This window comes from Bacillus sp. DU-106 (assembly GCF_004799705.1).
In the GTDB taxonomy this organism is placed as follows: Bacteria; Bacillota; Bacilli; order Bacillales; family Bacillaceae_G; genus Bacillus_A; species Bacillus_A cereus.
Genome location: NZ_CP026607.1, coordinates 1,249,468 through 1,267,049, shown reverse-complemented (window position 1 = coordinate 1,267,049; position 17,582 = coordinate 1,249,468). Strand labels below are relative to the sequence as shown.

The following is a 17,582-nucleotide window of genomic DNA, read 5'->3' as shown; positions in this document are numbered from 1 at the left end:
CCTTCATGAGCGACTATTCAGTACCTCAGCAATATGCATTACTTTTACTTCTTTTCCTAAACGCTCAATACGTCCGCCAATGTTTAACAAACACCCACAATCTGCACCGATTAAATAATCTGCACCTGTTTCCATGACACTATCTACTTTTTCGTCTACCATTTGCTCAGAAATTGGAGTCATCTTAACTGAAAACGTTCCCCCAAACCCGCAACAATTTTGCACGTTTGGCAAATCTCTCACAGTTAATCCTTTTACATTTGATAATAAAATTCCTGGTGCTTCTTTTACTCCAAGCATACGCGTCATATGACATGATTTATGAATAGTAGCTATCCCTGGTAAACTTGCACCAACATCTGTAACTTTTAAAACATCTACAATAAACTGTGTAAATTCATAAGTTTTATCAGCAACTTTTTGTGCACGTTTAGCCCACTTTGGATCATCTTTGAAAACATGCGGATACTCATGAAACATTGTCGCACAAGAACCAGATGGCGTAACAATATATTCTGCATCTTCAAAAGTTTCAATCATATGTTTCATCGCTTCTTTTGCTGCTTCTACATGGCCGCTATTATAAGCAGGCTGCCCACAACAAACTTGTGCTTCTGGAAATTCAATTTCACAACCTAAACGCTCCAACACTTCAACTGTTGCTTTGCCGACATTTGTTTCAAACATATCGACTAAACAAGTAACAAATAAAGTAACTTTCATAACTATTACTCCCCCTTTTTACAACTTCACCAAAAAACATATGGTCATCAGATGACTTAGTAGAGAAGAAATAGGCTCAACCATGGCCTATCCTCTCCCTCTTCTAAAGAAAACGCTTACTTAATCTTTCTCTATTTTATCAGAAAATTAAATTTTTAAAAGATTAAATTACGAATTTATATCGTTTTTACCTGTGACAATATGTTCTACATTTGTTAAATGATCTAGCATTGCTTGCTGCGCTAATTCTACATCTTGTTTTAACACCGCATCATATATAACTTGATGCTCTTCTATAAGTCGTTCTGATGTCGTTTGTTCACCATATAAAATAATGCGTCTTGATTCACCAATTGTTTCAGCAATCATCTCTGAAACATGATTCATGAGTTCAAGCAAAATGTTATTATGCGAAGACTCTGCAATTCCCATATGAAATTGAAAATCGGCTTTTTCGCCAGCCTTTTCATCTCCAATGCTCTTTGCCATTTCATCTAACCAATGTTTCATATTTTGTAAGTTATCTTCCGTACGTTTTGCCGCCGCTACTCGAACTGCCCCCACTTCAAGCACCTTTCGTACTTCTAATAAATTCAAAATATCTTCTTTCTTCATTAATAATCTATTGTTTAATGATTTCGTTAATGAAGAAGAATCGAAGTTCTTCACATATGTACCTTCTCCTTGTTTCATCTCAATTAAGCCCATCGCTCTTAGCGCACTTAGCGCTTCACGAACAGCAGATCTGCCAACTTGAAACTGCTCAGCTAATTGATGCACAGGGAGTAGTTTGTCACCAGGTTTTAACGTACCATTTTTAATCATTGTTAAAATAGCTTCAGATACTTCTTCGTAAATTTTTTTCGGTTTAATAGATTTGTACTCCAGTTAAATCACCTCAGTATCTTCCAAACAACAATTGAAACGATTTATAAGAACTTTGCATCATAACTATTTTAGACCGAATTGATAAGAAGTACAAATGTTTTGTTCATAAAATAGTCAAATTTTCGATATTTATTACATATTAATTTATATTTTTACGTATAAAGTGAAACTTTAATCAGTGGAGGTTTTGTTCATCGCCCACTGATTATTAGCTCTCACCAATCGGGCTTTTACGGGCAGCAGGGCCTCCACCTAACTTCTTTGCTTCCGTTGAATTTTGAGGTGAGTGTCTTACTGCCCGGCGAATAGCGGGATAAATATTTTCTTCAATAAAAAGAACATGTCCTAAAAATTAGAACATGCTCCCCTCATCCTGTACATTCAGTTTAATAATAACCGTTGTTCCCTTATCTTTTTCACTTTCAATTTTCCACTGTCCACCATGTATATGAACAATTTGTTTCACAATAGCAAGGCCTAAACCTGTTCCACCGTGTTGACGACTTCTCGCTTTATCAACTCGGTAAAAGCGTTCTCCAAGATTCTCCAAATGTTCTATATCAATACCAATTCCTGTATCTTTTATTTTTAATTCACAGTAATCATCGATTTGCTCTAAAGTTATAACGATATTTCCTTTTTGATTTGTATACCGTATCGCATTATCTAACACATTATGAAGCACTTGTTGCATACGATCCTCATCAATCATGACAATGACCTCTGGATTTAAATTGGTTGAAATATGAATTTCCTTTTCTATAAACTTAATCTCATACGTATCTAATACGTCTTCAATCAGCTGTGAAAAAACGATAGGTTGCTTCTTTAACGGAAAGTGCTCACCTTCTAATTGTGCTAAGTCTAACAAGTCATGAACGAGACGCTGCATACGACCTGCTTCTTTATGAATTAGCTGCGTTACTTTTTCCTGCTGCGGTCCCTTTGCAACACCATCTAAAATAGCCTCGCTATACCCTTTTATATAACTAAGTGGTGTTCTAAGTTCATGCGAAACATTTGCTAAAAATTCCTTACGCTTTACATCTTCTGTTTCTAATGAATTTGCCATTTTATTAAATGCTTTTCCTAATCGTCCAATTTCATCCTCTGAAGAAACTGTAATCCGCTCCGAAAAATCTCCCGTAGCCAAATGATTTGCAACCCGCTCCATTTGCGAAAGTGGCTTCGTAATTGCAATTATAATTTTCCTTCCAACCCATATCGTAATTAAAATCATAGCAATTGCTAACGGTGCTAAAATAAGACCCATATCATAGATTAAATCTTTTATACTTTTTAAAGGAATATACGAATAGACAATTCCGACTAATTTTTTATTTTCCAATACAGGGATGACAACCCCCATAATATTACGGTCAAAATGTTCTTCATATCCTATTTTTGTCACAGTTTTCCCGTCTAATAGCGTTTGCCTATCTCCTTCACTTATAAGAGAATGATGATGCACATCAAAAGGCAAACATGCGCTTAAATCACGCGGATTAGACACGAAAATAACGTCTGAACTAGATATTTGATCAAACGATCTTACTTTCTCTTCAAAAGTTGATATTCCTTCACGCTTATCATATTGAGCAGCAAGACTTTTTCCTTCCATTACTAACGAAGCTTTTAAATTATCAACGTATAATTTTTCATACGAGTATAAAGATACGAAATAAAGAAAGGACACTGTTACACATACTGCACATACTACTGTAAGCCAAAGTTTTTGTACCATCGTAAACATACGTTACACCTCAAATTTATAGCCTACACCCCAAACAGTTTGAATGTAGTTTCCACTTTCTCCAAGCTTCAAGCGCATCGTTTTCACATGCGTATCTACCGTTCTTGTACTTCCGGCATAATCATATCCCCATACCTTTTCAAGTAATTGCTCCCGGCTAAATACTTGTCCTGTATGTTGGCAAAGAAAATATAATAAATCAAACTCTTTTACAGTAAGAGAAATCGGCTCACCACCCGCCTCTATTCGTCTACTTTTTTCATTGATAAGAATTGGTCCAAATTGAATCTCTTCTTGCTGTTCTTGCTTTGTATATCTTCTTAGCACAGCTTCCATACGGGCAACCAATTCACCAGGACTAAACGGTTTTACAATATAGTCATCTGCTCCCATACGTAAGCCGTTCACCCTATTCCACTCTTCACCTTTTGCCGTTAAAAATATAATCGGCACATCTGACGTTTTTCTAATTTCTTTACAAACTGAAAGTCCATCCATTTCTGGCATCATTATATCTAATACAACGAAATCATAATGATCCGTTTCTAGTTTTTTAAGAGCCTCTTTTCCATTCTCAGCTTCTCCCCACTCATATCCAAAGTTATCCAAATACATTCCAACAAGCTGTCTCATATCACTTTCATCATCTACAACTAGCACTCTATATTTATTCATTGTCCTTCCCTTCCCTCTCTATGAGTTGAAACGGTCCTTTTCCGACTTTAATTGTTTGTTTTATTTTCAAATTCTTCATATCTATAACGCACACTTCATCACTATCATAACTGGCTACATACCCTTCTGCTCCGCTCTCAAAAAATGCAAATGGATTCGACCCTACTTCTACAGAAGCTATTTCTTTATATGTGCTAATATCAAACTTTCTAAGTGTATTCGATCCATGACTGAGTGCATATACGTACTTACTATCCTTCGTTATATTCACAGGCATAAATGGAGCGTGTAAAGAACGCACCATTTCTCCACTCTGTAAAGAATACACTAACACTTTCTCATTTACTTGATTTCCATCACCATGTCCGCCAATCCATATTTCTTTCCCATCAGGACTAATCGTCGCTCCTGTTGATGCTGGCGGAATCATAAAGGATTGAATAACTTCTTTTTTCTTCGTATCAATTGTCGTTAGTTTCGTATCATAAAAGTTTAGTACAGATAACCGATTCTGATACTCTACCATCGTTATAGGCCCTTTTCCTGTTGAAACACTTCCTGTCTCTTTCCCATTTATCGTAAAGAACCTTACCTTTTGAACATTTTGATCAGCAGCAAATAATTGTTTTTTATCTGCTGATACCACCACATTTACAATGCCCTTTCCAGTTTTATATTTTCCCACTTGCCTTCCTTCCGCTAGTGAATATACATACATATATTCTAATTGCTTACCGTATACAAGTATTTCATCGCCATTTGGAAGCAGTGTGATTCCGGCCATTGGCTCATTTAGTTCCCATGTCGTAATTAACTTTTTATCTTTTTTATCAATAAAACTAATGCTGCCTTCTTTTATATTCGTAGTTATAATAACATTTTTATCTTTAGCAATTGGTGTATATGAACTTCCTTGACACCCTACTAGTAGAAATAAAAAACAGAGAAGAAAAACATACTTTCTCAAAAGATTCCCTCCATCTTCGGATGATTTCGTTATAATTGTAAAATAACAAATAAATGTGTGGAAAGTGTGAAATTTCCCTTTCTTACTCAATTTACATATATAATGTACAACAAATAGAATTTGAGGTGTGTCAATTATGCTATTTCCTGATTTAGCGAATAAAATTGTACGAGAAGTACGCAGACTAATTACAGAAAATATTATTATCATTAATATAGAAGGCGTTATTATCGCAAGTACAGATACAGAAAGAATTGGTCAATTTCATGAAGGTGCACTCCGCTGCGCCAAACAAAAGAAAACCGTCATCATTACAAAAGAAGATGAAAGGCGATTGCAAGGTGTAAAGGCTGGGATGAATCTTCCTTTATTATTTCATGATGAAGTAATTGGTGTCATTGGGATTACAGGAGAACCTGAAAATATTTCACGCTACGGAGAAATATTGCGTAAGATGACCGAATTATTAATTCATGAAAACTACTTTTTAGAGCAACTAGAACTTGAGCACCGTTCTTATGAAGCTTTTGTCTTTGATTGGCTTCAAAATACAGAGTGGTCCCCGAGTTTTCTTGATCGCGCCAAAACACTTGGCATTGATTTATATAAGAAAAAACAACTTATTTTGTTTTCTATTGGCAAAAATGACACGATGCTCCAGCGTAAAATATGGCAACACATACGTAATATTTTAACAAAAGAGCATCTATTTGTTCGTTGGGGAAATGATCGTTTTATTTTATTTACAGCAACGAGCTCAAAAGAGCAAACTTATCAATTTTTAAAACGGTTAAAACAAGACTGCGAAACTTTATTTTCTATTTCTTTATATATCGGGATTGGACAAACAGTTACCTCAAACAATATGAACATATGTTACGAACAAGCATTACGCGCTCTTTCTGTATCATTGGAAACGAAAAAAATTGTATTTAATGAAGATTTACGTTTAGAAATGTGTTTACAAGATATTTCTGCCGAAACGCGTGAACAATTTCTAGAGCGTACCATCGAAAACTTATTATCATTTCCTGAGCTTATACATACTTTGCGCTTATTTATCGATTATAACCAATCTTATAAACAGACGGCTAAACAATTACATATACACATTAACACATTACATTACAGGCTAAAAAAGATTGAAGAACATACAGGACTTGATCCAAAGCAATTCAAAGACTTAAACGTTTTATACTTCGCACTCCTCCTATTAGATGATCATACAAAAAAGAACGATAAAACAGATTAATCTTTAGATGATTATACATAGAAAGAATCCCTCGACTTTTTTATCATTATAATGAAAGCACTGTTACCACGTTGTTTATTATAACTAAACACGTTAACAGTTTGAGGGGGATTTCCAATGTTAGAAAAACAAATTATTCATTCATTCGTATCTATTGTTGGCGAAGATAATGTAGATACATCCAATATGGGGTGTTTAACTTATAGTTATGATGCCACTCCAAACTTCCAAGCAATGCCTGATGCAGTCATTGCTCCTCGTAATACAAATGAAGTAGCTGAAGTATTAAAAGTATGTAACACTCACAAAATTCCTGTGTATGTGCGCGGGTCTGGAACAAATCTTTGCGCAGGAACATGTCCACTTGAAGGCGGTATCGTCCTTATTTTCCGCCATATGAACAATATTTTAGAAATTGATGAAGAAAACTTAACAATTACTGTACAAGCTGGTGTCATTACACTTGATATTATTAAAGCAGTAGAAGAAAAAGGTTTATTTTATCCACCAGATCCAAGCTCGATGAAAATTTCTACAATCGGCGGTAATATTAATGAAAACTCAGGTGGATTACGCGGTTTGAAATACGGCGTAACACGTGATTATGTAATGGGGCTTGAACTTGTCTTACCAAATGGCGATATTATTCGCACTGGTGGTAAATTAGCAAAAGATGTAGCTGGTTACGATTTAACTCGTTTATTTATCGGTTCTGAAGGAACACTTGGCGTGGTAACAGAAGCTATATTAAAACTTGTTCCTATGCCTGAAACAAAGAAAACAATGCTTGCACTATATGAAGATATTAATGAAGCTGCACGTGCTGTTTCTTCTATTATTGCAAATAAAATCATTCCAGCAACACTGGAGTTCTTAGACCAACCGACAATTGAAGTAGTAGAAGAGTTTGCGCAAATCGGTTTACCTACAGATGTAAAAGCAATTTTATTAATTGAACAAGACGGCCCTCCCGAAGTAGTCAATCGAGATATTGAAAACATGGCTAATGTTTGCCGCTCTATGAATGCAGTTGATGTTCGTATTGCAAAAGACGAAACAGAAGCAGATGCGCTTCGTACCGCTCGCCGTAGTGCTCTATCAGCGCTCGCACGATTAAAACCTACTACAATATTAGAAGATGCGACTGTACCACGTTCACAAATCGCTCCGATGGTTGAAGCTATTAATGCCATTGCAAAAAAATATAATATTCCTATTTGTACGTTTGGACACGCTGGTGATGGTAATTTACATCCAACTTGTATGACAGACGCTCGTAATGCAGAAGAAATGCACCGAGCTGAACAAGCTTTTGCTGAAATATTTGCGAAAGCAATTGAACTTGGTGGCACAATTACTGGTGAACATGGTGTTGGTGCAATGAAAGCTCCATATTTAGAAATGAAATTAGGTAAAGAAGGTATTGCAGCTATGCAAGGAATAAAGCAAGCTTTCGATCCAAATAACATTATGAATCCTGGAAAAATGTTCGCGAAAGACACTCGAAAAAGAGTGGTGGTTGAGCAATGACCACATTAAATAAAGAAAATATTCAAAAAGAATTTAAAGAACGATTAAGTGAAGATGAATTACTAAACTGTATGCGATGCGGTTTTTGTTTACCTACTTGTCCTACCTACATTCAATCCGGATATAAAGAGTCACATTCACCACGCGGACGTATCGCATTAATGAAAGCAGTCGTTGATGGTTTAATCGAACCAGATGAAGATGTTGAACATACATTAAACGTTTGTCTTGGTTGCCGTGCTTGTGAACCTGTTTGTCCATCTGGTGTAAATTATGGACATTTATTAGAAGAAGCTCGTGATATTATTAATCAAAATAAAAAATTCTCAGTGCCAGTGAAAGCTGTTCGAAAAGTCGTTTTTGAAGGACTATTCCCCCATCAAAATCGAATGAGAACATTAACTGGACTAATCGGATTTTATCAACGTTCTGGTTTACAAACGCTAACACATAAAACAGGGATTATGAAGTTATTCCCTGAAACGCTTGCAACGATGGATCTCGTTTTACCAAAAGTCCCTAAAATGAAAGCCATGAAAGATCGTCCTTCATTTTTACCTGCAGAAAGCACAAAGAAAAAACAAGTTGCATTCTTCACAGGCTGCTTAATGGATACGATGTTTTTAGAAACAAATAACGCAACGATGAAACTTCTTCAATTAGCTGGTTGTGATATCGTTATTCCAAAAACACAAAGTTGCTGCGGTGCATTGCATGGACATGCTGGTGAAAAGAGTGGAGCAAAAGAATTAGCAAAGCGAAATATAAAAGCATTCGAAGATTTAAACATCGACTATATTATTACGAATGCAGGTGGTTGCGGGGCTTATCTCGTAGACTATGATTATCTTTTAAAAGATGATCCGGATTGGGCTGAACGTGCTAAGCAGTTTGTTTCTAAAATTAAAGATATTACTGCTATACTAGTAGAACTAGACTTCCATAAGCGAACTGACTTACGACTCACGCCGCAAGTTATTACGTATCAAGACTCTTGTCATTTACGCAATGTTATGCGCACATCTTCTGAACCTCGTATGTTACTAGAGGCTATCCAAGGTGCAACATATCGAGAAATGAAAGATGCCGACCGCTGCTGTGGCTCTGCTGGTATTTACAATATTGTTCATTCAGAGTTATCAATGGAATTTCTAGATTACAAAATGGACCGTGTGCATGAAACAGAAGCAGCAACCATTGTTACTGCAAATCCAGGTTGTTTATTACAAATGAAATTGGGTATTGAGCGAGAAGGGCTTTCTCATAAAATGAGAGGAATTCACATTGTGGATTTATTATTAGAAGCAATTGAAACTAACTCGTAACATACGTAATAATAGGAAAACGGCTATCTCCTTCGTCTATGTAAAGAGATAGCCGCTTTTTTGTCTGCTACAACATTAAAAATATGTTACTTTATTATAAAAAAGAACAACAGAAACATTACAGTTTTGTAAAAATCAATCCATTATATTCCTCAAAAAAACGTTCAAACCATTGATACAATAGGATTCTTCATTTTCTATTTAGGTAACTTTATCCAAAAACCCCCTCTTAAAACCAAGTATAAAAACACTATAAATTCCTTTTATACTCTATATTTCTCTTATTTTTGCTCCCTTCTTCTCTTAGGATAAATTAGGTAATTTTAAAGTCTATGAATTTTTTTCCATCTTTTTTCTCGCAAATTGTATGCTACGATGAATTTGTCAGTCAGACAGGCTGTCAAAAACAAATCGTGTGAAAACAAATTAAAACTTTATATAGGGGGACACACATCATGAAAAAGCGTGTTTTATTATCTGTAGCTGCTGCAACAGCTCTTACTTTAGGAGTATCTTCTCTAGATGCACAAGCTGCAACAGTACAACCATCTAACGTAAAGGTTCAAAATATTCAGCATTCAAAAGTAATGATGAAACAAATGAGCCAACAAGAATTACAAGCATTCTTACAATCTATGGGAGTTGAATCATTAGCACAATGGCAACAAGGAAACTTCCAACCAAACTGCTTCATTCCTGGTCAACAACCTACTGGAAATGTTGTAACTGAGCAACCAACAGCTAAGCCAGAAACTCAAAAGCCAGTTGAGCAAAAACCTGCCGAGCAAAAGCCTGCTGAAGAAGTTCAAAAACCAGAAGCTCAAAAGCCTGCTGAAAACAACAATACTCAAAAACCTGCTGAACAAAAACCAGCTGAGCAAAAGCCTGCTGAAGAAGCAAAATCTTTAAGCGAGTTTGAACAACGTGTTGTTGAATTAACAAACGCTGAGCGTGCAAAACAAGGCTTACCAGCACTAAAAATCGATACTGAATTAAGCAAAGTAGCACGTATTAAGTCTGAAGATATGCAAAAAAACAACTACTTTGATCATAACAGCCCTACATACGGGTCTCCGTTTGACATGATGAAGAAATTTGGTATTTCTTATACATCTGCAGGTGAAAACATCGCTCAAGGTCAACGTACACCTGAAGAAGTAGTACAAGCTTGGATGAACAGCGCTGGACACCGTGCAAACATCTTAAATAACGGCTTCACTCACATCGGTGTTGGTTATGTAGAAAGCGGCAACTACTGGACACAACAATTTATTACGAAGTAAATAGATTAAAAGAGTCTTCTCATAATGAGAAGACTCTTTTTTAAGTTTCATAGCTTTCTATTATGTATGAATAGAAAATATATAACATAAACAACATAGATCCACAGCTTATTACACTAAGCAATACATAAAATCCCCACTCTAAGTTCAAAAACAATGAAAACAATATGCCACATGCCATCACTTGAAAAATCCGTCTACTCACTAAACAAATTTTTTGTAATTTAATTGGATCTTTTTCTTTTTCTTTGCCTTTTATTTTCTTAAATTCTTTACTCAGCATAAAAAGAAACATACTAATCCCAATCGTTAATCCTGTTTGAAAGGATATCAAATCCCCAAAATTAATAAAGAGGATAAGCGTATGAATAAACAACATAAATAACGTAATTTTCTTTATAAATCCGCCTATAATACCATGCTCTCTTTCATTAAACTTAAATATATTATGTGAAATAATATACAAAAATCCATATGAAAAAATAATAAAACAGGGAATAAATGCTACAACGACTTGTTTACTCATAAACTCGTTTGGCTGACCATTTACATTCCAATGTACTGCCATACGATTTGGTAAATAGGGATAGAGAAATAGAGTAAGTAAAAGACAAGCGAAAAATATTCCCAGTACATACTTATATTTAATCAAGTGATTCTCACCTCTCTTTTCTCTTAACGGCTTCGCTTCTTTTAGAGAAATCCCTGCAAAAATCTACTTTTTTCAAGTTAAAACTTATACTTTACGCATTTTCTTTTTGAAATTCTTTTATTTTATTATTTAACTTTGTAGGAAACGGCACATCAACTTCAATCGCTTCTTTCGTAATTGGATGCAAGAAATGTATCTTCATCGCATGCAATGCTTGACTGGACATATATTTTGTTTGTCCACCATATAATACATCCCCAACTAATGGATTACCATTATGACTCATATGAACACGAATTTGATGTGTTCTACCCGTTTCTAATTGTAACGTTACGAAAGTCGTGTTTTGCTTCTTAAAATACTTTTCTACTTTATAATATGTGATAGCTTGGTCACCTTTTGGAGAAATACGACGCCTTGTAGCATGATGGCGATCCCTTCCGATAGCAGCATCAATCTTTCCTTGTTTCTTCTTTACTTTCCCTTCAACGAGCGCTGCGTACGTTCTTTTAATTTTTCTTTCCATTAATAAGCGATCCATAATTGAACCAGCAATTCTATGCTTAGCAAACACGACACCACCTGTCGTATCTTTATCTAAACGATGAATATGACGCACCTTCGTCTCTAAACCTTGCATTTGAAAATGAAAAGCAACAAGATTTGCAAGCGTCCCGGTTCCACCTTTTTCAGCAGGGTGTGTGTCCATTTGCTCTGGTTTATTTACGATAAGTACGTGATCATCTTCGTATACTACATGTAATTCACCATATTCTGGATCTACACCGTACTCTTCCTCCGCAAACATATGGACTTGTAACTTATCGTTCTCTTTTAAAAGCTCATTCCATCTTCTTTGTTCCCCGTTAACCGTAACACCTTTTTCCATACGAAGCTGATGTAATAGCTTTTTCGGTATTTCCCATTCTACTTTTAATACCGATTCAATACTTATACCATTCCATTTAGCTGGAACGGTAATTTCACACCATTCACCCTTTTTCTTTGTTTCCATACTGTTTATCACCTTATTTCTATTGATTCTCTCATTGTAACGGAAAACACACTTTGATGCACCGTCAAAAATAGAGGACAGTCTTATAATAGACTGCCCCTCAAGCTCTAAGTCTTTTCATTTCTAACAATACTTCTTCAGCTTTTTGTTCATACGATAAATCCTTAAAGAAATCCGCCAACCTTTTATAATCATTGTAAGCATCTAATAAATCGTCCATCTTTTCTATTTTCATCACTTGTTGTTTTTGTTTCATTTTTACTGGATAGCGATAACCTGATACTTCTTGTATTTTGTAATACTCATCCTCTACTTGAACGACCTTTACAAGTTCTTCCTCTTCTGCATCCATCGTATACCCGTCAAATTCTCTAAGTAGTTCATAAATGATATGAGTCCATTCATCTTTTGGATAAAATCCTTTTTCTAACCGATAACCGACAATGCGATACATATGCCCATCGTTCTCGGCAAACTGTACTGTATCATTTAACTTAAACTTAAAATAACGAAACATTGCCTTCACCTACTTATTATGTAATGTTCTTATCACATACTATTTGCAAAATGTAGGCTTTGCTATTCATAAAAAATGCTCATCATATTGATGAGCATTTTTTACGATGATTTTTCTCGTTTTTTTCGAAATGGTAACCACCAGTTCCAGTCTCCAAATAACTTCATTAAGCTTGGTACGAGCATAAGACGAATAATTGTTGCATCAAGAAATATTGCTAATGCAACGCCAAGACCCATCTGCTTTACTGGTAAAATATCAGTAAATGCGAATGCACCAGTTACAACAATCATTATTAAAGCAGCTGATGTAATGATTCTACTTGTTGAAACGAGCCCTTCTAACGTTGCTTGATCGTTATCTCCTGTTTCTTCATAGAGCTCATGAATACGTGAAATAAGAAATACTTCATAATCCATACTAAGCCCAAATACGAGGCCAAAAATGAAGATTGGTAAGACAAACAGAACCGGACTTGCTTCTAAACCGAAATGACCACCTTCAAATAACCAAACAACAATTCCAATGGTTGCACTTAAACTAAGTATATTCATAACAATTGCCTTAATTGGAATGAGTATAGATCGGAATGCAAATAATAATATAACAAAGGTCGATCCAAATATAACAGACATACCAATTACAACTTTATCTTTAATTTCATCTTCTAATTCTTGTTGAAACGTCGTCATTCCGCCTAGATAATACGTAACATCCGTTTCTTTATAGTTCTTTTTAAAGTCACGTACCCACTGTTTTGCAGTCTCTGTACGTGGTTTTGTTTTCAAAAATATTTCTATCGTCGTCTTATTCCCTTGCGTGTATGCTTCAAATACAGGAGCTAGTTTCGCTGATTCTGGCGACTGCAACATTCCAACAACTTGATCTGCTTTCATTCCAGTTAACCCGTCGTATAAACTTCTTACTTCATGTACTTTCTTATCACCTTTTAACTTTTGAACGACTTCTTCTATCTTTTGTAGACTTTCTTTTTCTTTCATATCTTTTTTCGTCTCTACAACTAACGTAACATCAGCGTGTGTTTTGACAGTTTCATTAAATGCTTCTTCATACTTTTCATATGCAATCCTTGTATCACTCTTTTCAGGTAAAGCTTCAACACCAGGGAACTGCAAATTAGCTGTACGTAACGGTAATAAGCAAATAACAATAAATGTTGTAACAACAATAATCATTGCAATTGGATGTTTCATCACAAATTTTGCAAATTTACGCCATGCTTTTGCCGGCGTATGTGCTACTTGATTCTTTTTTAATATTCTTTTACCGATTAACGATAATAGTGCTGGAAGAAGTGTGAGTGAGAATAAAATACTCATAATGACAACAATCATTCCGCTAATCGCGACAGATTGAATATAATCTATCTTAAAGAAAAACAAACCGGATAACCCAACAAATACGCATAATCCTGAAAATACAATCGCACGTCCTGCCGTTTGATATGTAATTGCTATCGCTTCTTTTACCGTTCGTTTAGCAACTTCCTCTCGAAAACGGTTCACAAATAATAGCGCAAAATCAATAGATAATGCAAGTCCAATCATCGGTGCAACGTTTAACACGAAAATAGATAGTTCTTTATCAACACCGATGAAATACAATATACCCATCGTACTAATAACACTAAGCGCCCCATTCAAAATCGGTAAAATTGATGCCAAAAGGCTACCAAACGAAAATAGTAATACAAGAAACGCAATTGGTAATCCAATCATCTCTGCTACTTTTAAATCATTTTGCGTTCTTTCATTAATCTCTTTATTAATTTTCGGAAACCCTGTAGGTGTTACTTTTAATGCTATATTACTTTCTTTCTCAATCTCATCAGCAAATTGTAATGTCTTTTCCATTCGTTCCTTATTTGTTTTCCCGGAAAATAAAATTGTCGCATAGCCGATGTCATCTTGTAGCATTTCTTTATTTTGGATTGGGTGATGGAAAGATTCATAGTTCTCTTTCTCTTGAACATTCTTTACAATTTCATTTATTCGCTTTTTAAATTCCTCATGCGAAGCATCTTTATTTTTCTCAAAAACGAGTAGCAGCGTATCTTGAGACTTCTTAAAATCTTTATCTAAAATTTCTTTCGTTTTTTGATAGTCGCCTTCCGTTTGGAAACCGTCACCACCTAATACTCCCGGTAGCTTTGGAGCAAAAATCCCAAGTGCGATTGCGAGCAACAGTAACGCTACAATTACTGTATAACGAAACTGATACAAAAAGGCTCCTAACTTCCCCCACTTATCAACTTTATGTACATTTGTCTTCACACATTTTCACCTACTTTACATAATTCAATTGTCACTTATACTGTATCACATCTTGATATAAACAAAAAACGTCTGGAAAAACTATAATAATAGTTTTTCCAGACGTTTTTCTATCTCTCTTTATTAAGCCCTAATCTCTCAGTAAGTAAACGATGGTAGTAAATCGCGATAATTAACAAAATACCACCTACGCAGTAACCAGCTAAAATATCAGTTGGGTAATGTACATTTAAAATGACTCTACTTAATCCAATCGATAGAATTACTATACCCATCAAAATCGTTGTGACACATTTCCCAGCTACGCTTTTCAAATTAGCAGCAATGATATAAGTAAGAAATCCAAATGTCATAATTGATAGCATTGCATGTCCACTAGGAAAACTATATCCAAGTGCATCTAGCGCTTCATTTAATGACGGACGTTCTCTCTTTACAATCTCTTTTATCCCTTTATTCACAAGATGTGTTACTAAAATTCCCATTGGATATACAATCATCGCAGCATAATAACGCTTCTTCCAAAAAACAAGCAAACTTATAACGAGCGTAGCGACTATCCCAATTGCTGATCCCAATTTTGTAAAGTACGAGAAAAATGTAAGAGAACTTTCCGTTTGTAGCCCTCTTACTAATCCACGGACATATGTATCCATCACTGTAACGCCACCTGCATGTACGCGCCAAGCAACAATACCAAATACAGCAAATAACAAACCGATACACATTACCTCATACTGATGTAACTTCTTCTTCAAACGATTTCCTCCTACTATGAAAAAATGCGATTTCTACTTTAGAAACCGCATTTCCTTGCTTATTTACCTTTTGTTTTTAGCTCTGTCCAGTAACGATCATAGTCTTTTAACTTATCGTCTACATCAACAAGCCATTCTGTACGATCTAACTCTTCTTTCGTTAAGAAAATCATGTGATTATCACGGTATTCTTTACTATGAAGAGGATGAGCTTTTTCATTTGGATTACTGTAACCAATTGACTCGTAGTTTTTCACACTTACTTTTTCATCTAGTAAGTAGTTCATAAATTTCTCAGCAAGCTCTTTATGTTTTGCACCTTTTGGAATTGCTAACGTATCAGCCCAAATTGTGCCGCCTTCTTTTGGTACAACATATTCTACATCTTTATTATCTTTTGCGATAAATGCTGCATCTCCAGACCAAACTGTTCCGATCCAAGCATCTTCTGTAATGAATTTTTGTTTAATGTTATCTGTATCAAATGCTAATAAGTTTGGAAGCAGCTTCTTTAAATCATCTGCTGCTGTCTTTAATTGTGCATCGTCTTTCGTACTGTTTGAGAACCCGTGCTTCTTAAGACCCACTCCTAATACTTCACGAGAATCGTTCAGTAACGTTACATGTCCTTTATATTTCTCATTCCATAAGTCCGCCCAGCTTGTAGGTGCTTCTTTCACATACTTTTTATTGTATGCAATCCCTGTTACACCCCAAGTGTACACTAAAGAATATTTATTCTCTGGATCAAACGCAGGTGTTTTAAAATTAGAAACCATATTTTCGATATTCGGGATATTCTTTTTATCTAACGGCGCTAATAAGTCCATTTTCGCCATTGTTTTAACCATGTAATCCGACGGCTGAATTAAGTCATACTTTGCGCCACCAGCTTGTAATTTCGCAAGCATTTCTTCATTACTTGCGTACTTGTCATAGTTAATTTTCACATTATACTTCTTTTCAAAATCTTTTAGCACTTGCTCATCAAAATTGTCAGCCCAACTATAAATATTTAATTCTTCTTTCTTTTCACCACAACCAGCAAGCACACCAGCAACAAGGCTAAAGCTAATTGCTGCGCCAGCTATTCTTTTCATTAATTTCATCGGTTTATTACCCCCTTGTACTTTCTATATCGTTCGTATTATAAAGGAAGGTGTCCTCCAGAGTTTTCTTCACCATCTGCACCTTTGTTCCGGAAGATTTCAGATAGAACCATTAATCCTACGATAGCAACAATTAAAATTGTAGAAAGAGCATTAATTTCTGGTGATACTCCGCGCTTAACCATACTGTAAATGTATAGTGGCAATGTTGTTGATCCTGGTCCTGATACGAAGAAACTAATTACAAAATCATCAATTGATAATGTGAATGTTAATAATGCTGCCGAAATAACTCCCGGTGCAATTGCTGGGAACGTTACATAACGAAACGTTTGCCAAGGCGTTGCTCCTAGATCATTTGCAGCTTCTTCTAAGTCACGTCCCATACTTGAAAGACGCGCAGCTAAAATAACAACAACAAACGAAATGCTAAATGTAATATGTGCAATAATAATCGTTGTTTGTCCAAGTTCCATTCCTAACTGACTGAAAAGAATTAGTAAAGATAATCCCATTAAAATATCAGGAATTAAAATTGGTAAATATACAAGGCCATTAATAGCCCCTTCGAAACGATATTTATAACGATGTAAAGCAATTGCAAAGAATACACCAAGTACCGTTGTCACAATCGTTGTTATAACTGCAATCGTAATACTATTTACAAATGCATCAATAACATCTTGTTTTTGAAATAAATCTGTATACCAATGGAATGTAAAACCTTCCCACTCCGCATTAATGCGAGAGTCGTTGAAAGAATAGACCATTAAAACCATCATTGGAAAATACAAGAATAACAAAATTAACCAAGAATAAGAAACTAAAAACTTCTTCATCT

16 protein-coding genes are annotated in these 17,582 nt (G+C 35.3%); 4 read left to right on the top strand and 12 right to left on the bottom strand.

Annotated elements, in window-relative coordinates; all coding sequences use genetic code 11:
- Positions 1 to 3: 3 nt before the first annotated feature.
- From C3Y97_RS06525 to C3Y97_RS06505, 5 genes are all read right to left on the bottom strand, one after another.
- Positions 4 to 723, bottom strand: coding sequence for a (Fe-S)-binding protein (locus C3Y97_RS06525; RefSeq protein ID WP_000869148.1), 720 nt, complete (start codon positions 721 to 723; stop codon positions 4 to 6).
- A gap of 168 nt (positions 724 to 891) precedes the next feature.
- The gene (locus C3Y97_RS06520; protein WP_254904515.1) at positions 892 to 1,581 is read right to left on the bottom strand and encodes a FadR/GntR family transcriptional regulator; all 690 of its coding nucleotides are present in this window, start codon (positions 1,579 to 1,581) and stop codon (positions 892 to 894) included.
- 382 nt (positions 1,582 to 1,963) lie between these two features.
- Entirely contained in the window at positions 1,964 to 3,364 is a 1,401-nt protein-coding gene (locus tag C3Y97_RS06515) for a sensor histidine kinase (protein WP_000494796.1), read from the bottom strand.
- Positions 3,365 to 3,367: 3 nt separating this feature from the next.
- Positions 3,368 to 4,039: a response regulator transcription factor gene (locus C3Y97_RS06510; RefSeq protein ID WP_001046398.1), complete on the bottom strand. Its 672-nt coding sequence runs from the start codon at positions 4,037 to 4,039 to the stop codon at positions 3,368 to 3,370.
- Positions 4,032 to 5,006 carry a YncE family protein gene (locus C3Y97_RS06505; protein WP_001234154.1) on the bottom strand — a complete coding sequence of 325 codons (975 nt, stop codon included), beginning with the start codon at positions 5,004 to 5,006 and terminating at the stop codon, positions 4,032 to 4,034. The genes C3Y97_RS06510 and C3Y97_RS06505 overlap by 8 nt, the downstream gene beginning before the upstream one ends.
- 136 nt (positions 5,007 to 5,142) lie before the next feature.
- Here C3Y97_RS06505 and C3Y97_RS06500 point away from each other — a divergent pair, with 136 nt between their 5' ends.
- The 4 genes from C3Y97_RS06500 (at position 5,143) to C3Y97_RS06485 (ending at position 10,396) form a co-directional block, all read left to right on the top strand.
- Positions 5,143 to 6,258 carry a CdaR family transcriptional regulator gene (locus tag C3Y97_RS06500; RefSeq protein ID WP_000898641.1) on the top strand — a complete coding sequence of 372 codons (1,116 nt, stop codon included), beginning with the start codon at positions 5,143 to 5,145 and terminating at the stop codon, positions 6,256 to 6,258.
- Positions 6,259 to 6,375: 117 nt separating this feature from the next.
- Positions 6,376 to 7,788 carry a glycolate oxidase subunit GlcD gene (glcD, locus tag C3Y97_RS06495; protein ID WP_136363206.1) on the top strand — a complete coding sequence of 471 codons (1,413 nt, stop codon included), beginning with the start codon at positions 6,376 to 6,378 and terminating at the stop codon, positions 7,786 to 7,788.
- Complete coding sequence (locus C3Y97_RS06490; RefSeq protein ID WP_000209620.1) at positions 7,785 to 9,113, top strand: (Fe-S)-binding protein; 1,329 nt, start codon at positions 7,785 to 7,787, stop codon at positions 9,111 to 9,113. The genes glcD and C3Y97_RS06490 overlap by 4 nt, the downstream gene beginning before the upstream one ends.
- 455 nt (positions 9,114 to 9,568) lie before the next feature.
- The gene (locus tag C3Y97_RS06485) at positions 9,569 to 10,396 is read left to right on the top strand and encodes a CAP domain-containing protein (RefSeq protein ID WP_000747603.1); all 828 of its coding nucleotides are present in this window, start codon (positions 9,569 to 9,571) and stop codon (positions 10,394 to 10,396) included.
- Between the two features lie 40 nt (positions 10,397 to 10,436).
- Here the strand turns inward: C3Y97_RS06485 and C3Y97_RS06480 are convergent, their stop codons facing one another.
- From C3Y97_RS06480 to potC, 7 genes are all read right to left on the bottom strand, one after another.
- Positions 10,437 to 11,048 carry a DUF1648 domain-containing protein gene (locus tag C3Y97_RS06480; protein ID WP_006917704.1) on the bottom strand — a complete coding sequence of 204 codons (612 nt, stop codon included), beginning with the start codon at positions 11,046 to 11,048 and terminating at the stop codon, positions 10,437 to 10,439.
- Between the two features lie 91 nt (positions 11,049 to 11,139).
- On the bottom strand, positions 11,140 to 12,063 hold the full coding sequence (locus tag C3Y97_RS06475) for an RluA family pseudouridine synthase (protein ID WP_000448350.1): 924 nt from the start codon (positions 12,061 to 12,063) through the stop codon (positions 11,140 to 11,142).
- A gap of 100 nt (positions 12,064 to 12,163) precedes the next feature.
- Positions 12,164 to 12,580, bottom strand: coding sequence for a hypothetical protein (locus tag C3Y97_RS06470; RefSeq protein ID WP_000490301.1), 417 nt, complete (start codon positions 12,578 to 12,580; stop codon positions 12,164 to 12,166).
- 101 nt (positions 12,581 to 12,681) lie between these two features.
- A complete protein-coding gene (locus C3Y97_RS06465) occupies positions 12,682 to 14,874 on the bottom strand; it encodes an MMPL family transporter (protein ID WP_000856405.1) in 2,193 nt (730 codons plus the stop codon).
- A 110-nt stretch (positions 14,875 to 14,984) separates the two neighbouring features.
- Positions 14,985 to 15,632 (bottom strand): phosphatase PAP2 family protein, encoded by a 648-nt coding sequence (locus C3Y97_RS06460; RefSeq protein ID WP_000727797.1) that lies wholly within the window; start codon positions 15,630 to 15,632, stop codon positions 14,985 to 14,987.
- Positions 15,633 to 15,691: 59 nt separating this feature from the next.
- Positions 15,692 to 16,741, bottom strand: a complete 1,050-nt coding sequence (gene potD / locus C3Y97_RS06455) for a spermidine/putrescine ABC transporter substrate-binding protein PotD (protein ID WP_000772485.1) — start codon at positions 16,739 to 16,741, stop codon at positions 15,692 to 15,694.
- 38 nt (positions 16,742 to 16,779) lie between these two features.
- Positions 16,780 to 17,580, bottom strand: coding sequence for a spermidine/putrescine ABC transporter permease PotC (gene potC / locus C3Y97_RS06450; protein ID WP_000714192.1), 801 nt, complete (start codon positions 17,578 to 17,580; stop codon positions 16,780 to 16,782).
- Positions 17,581 to 17,582: the final 2 nt, after the last annotated feature.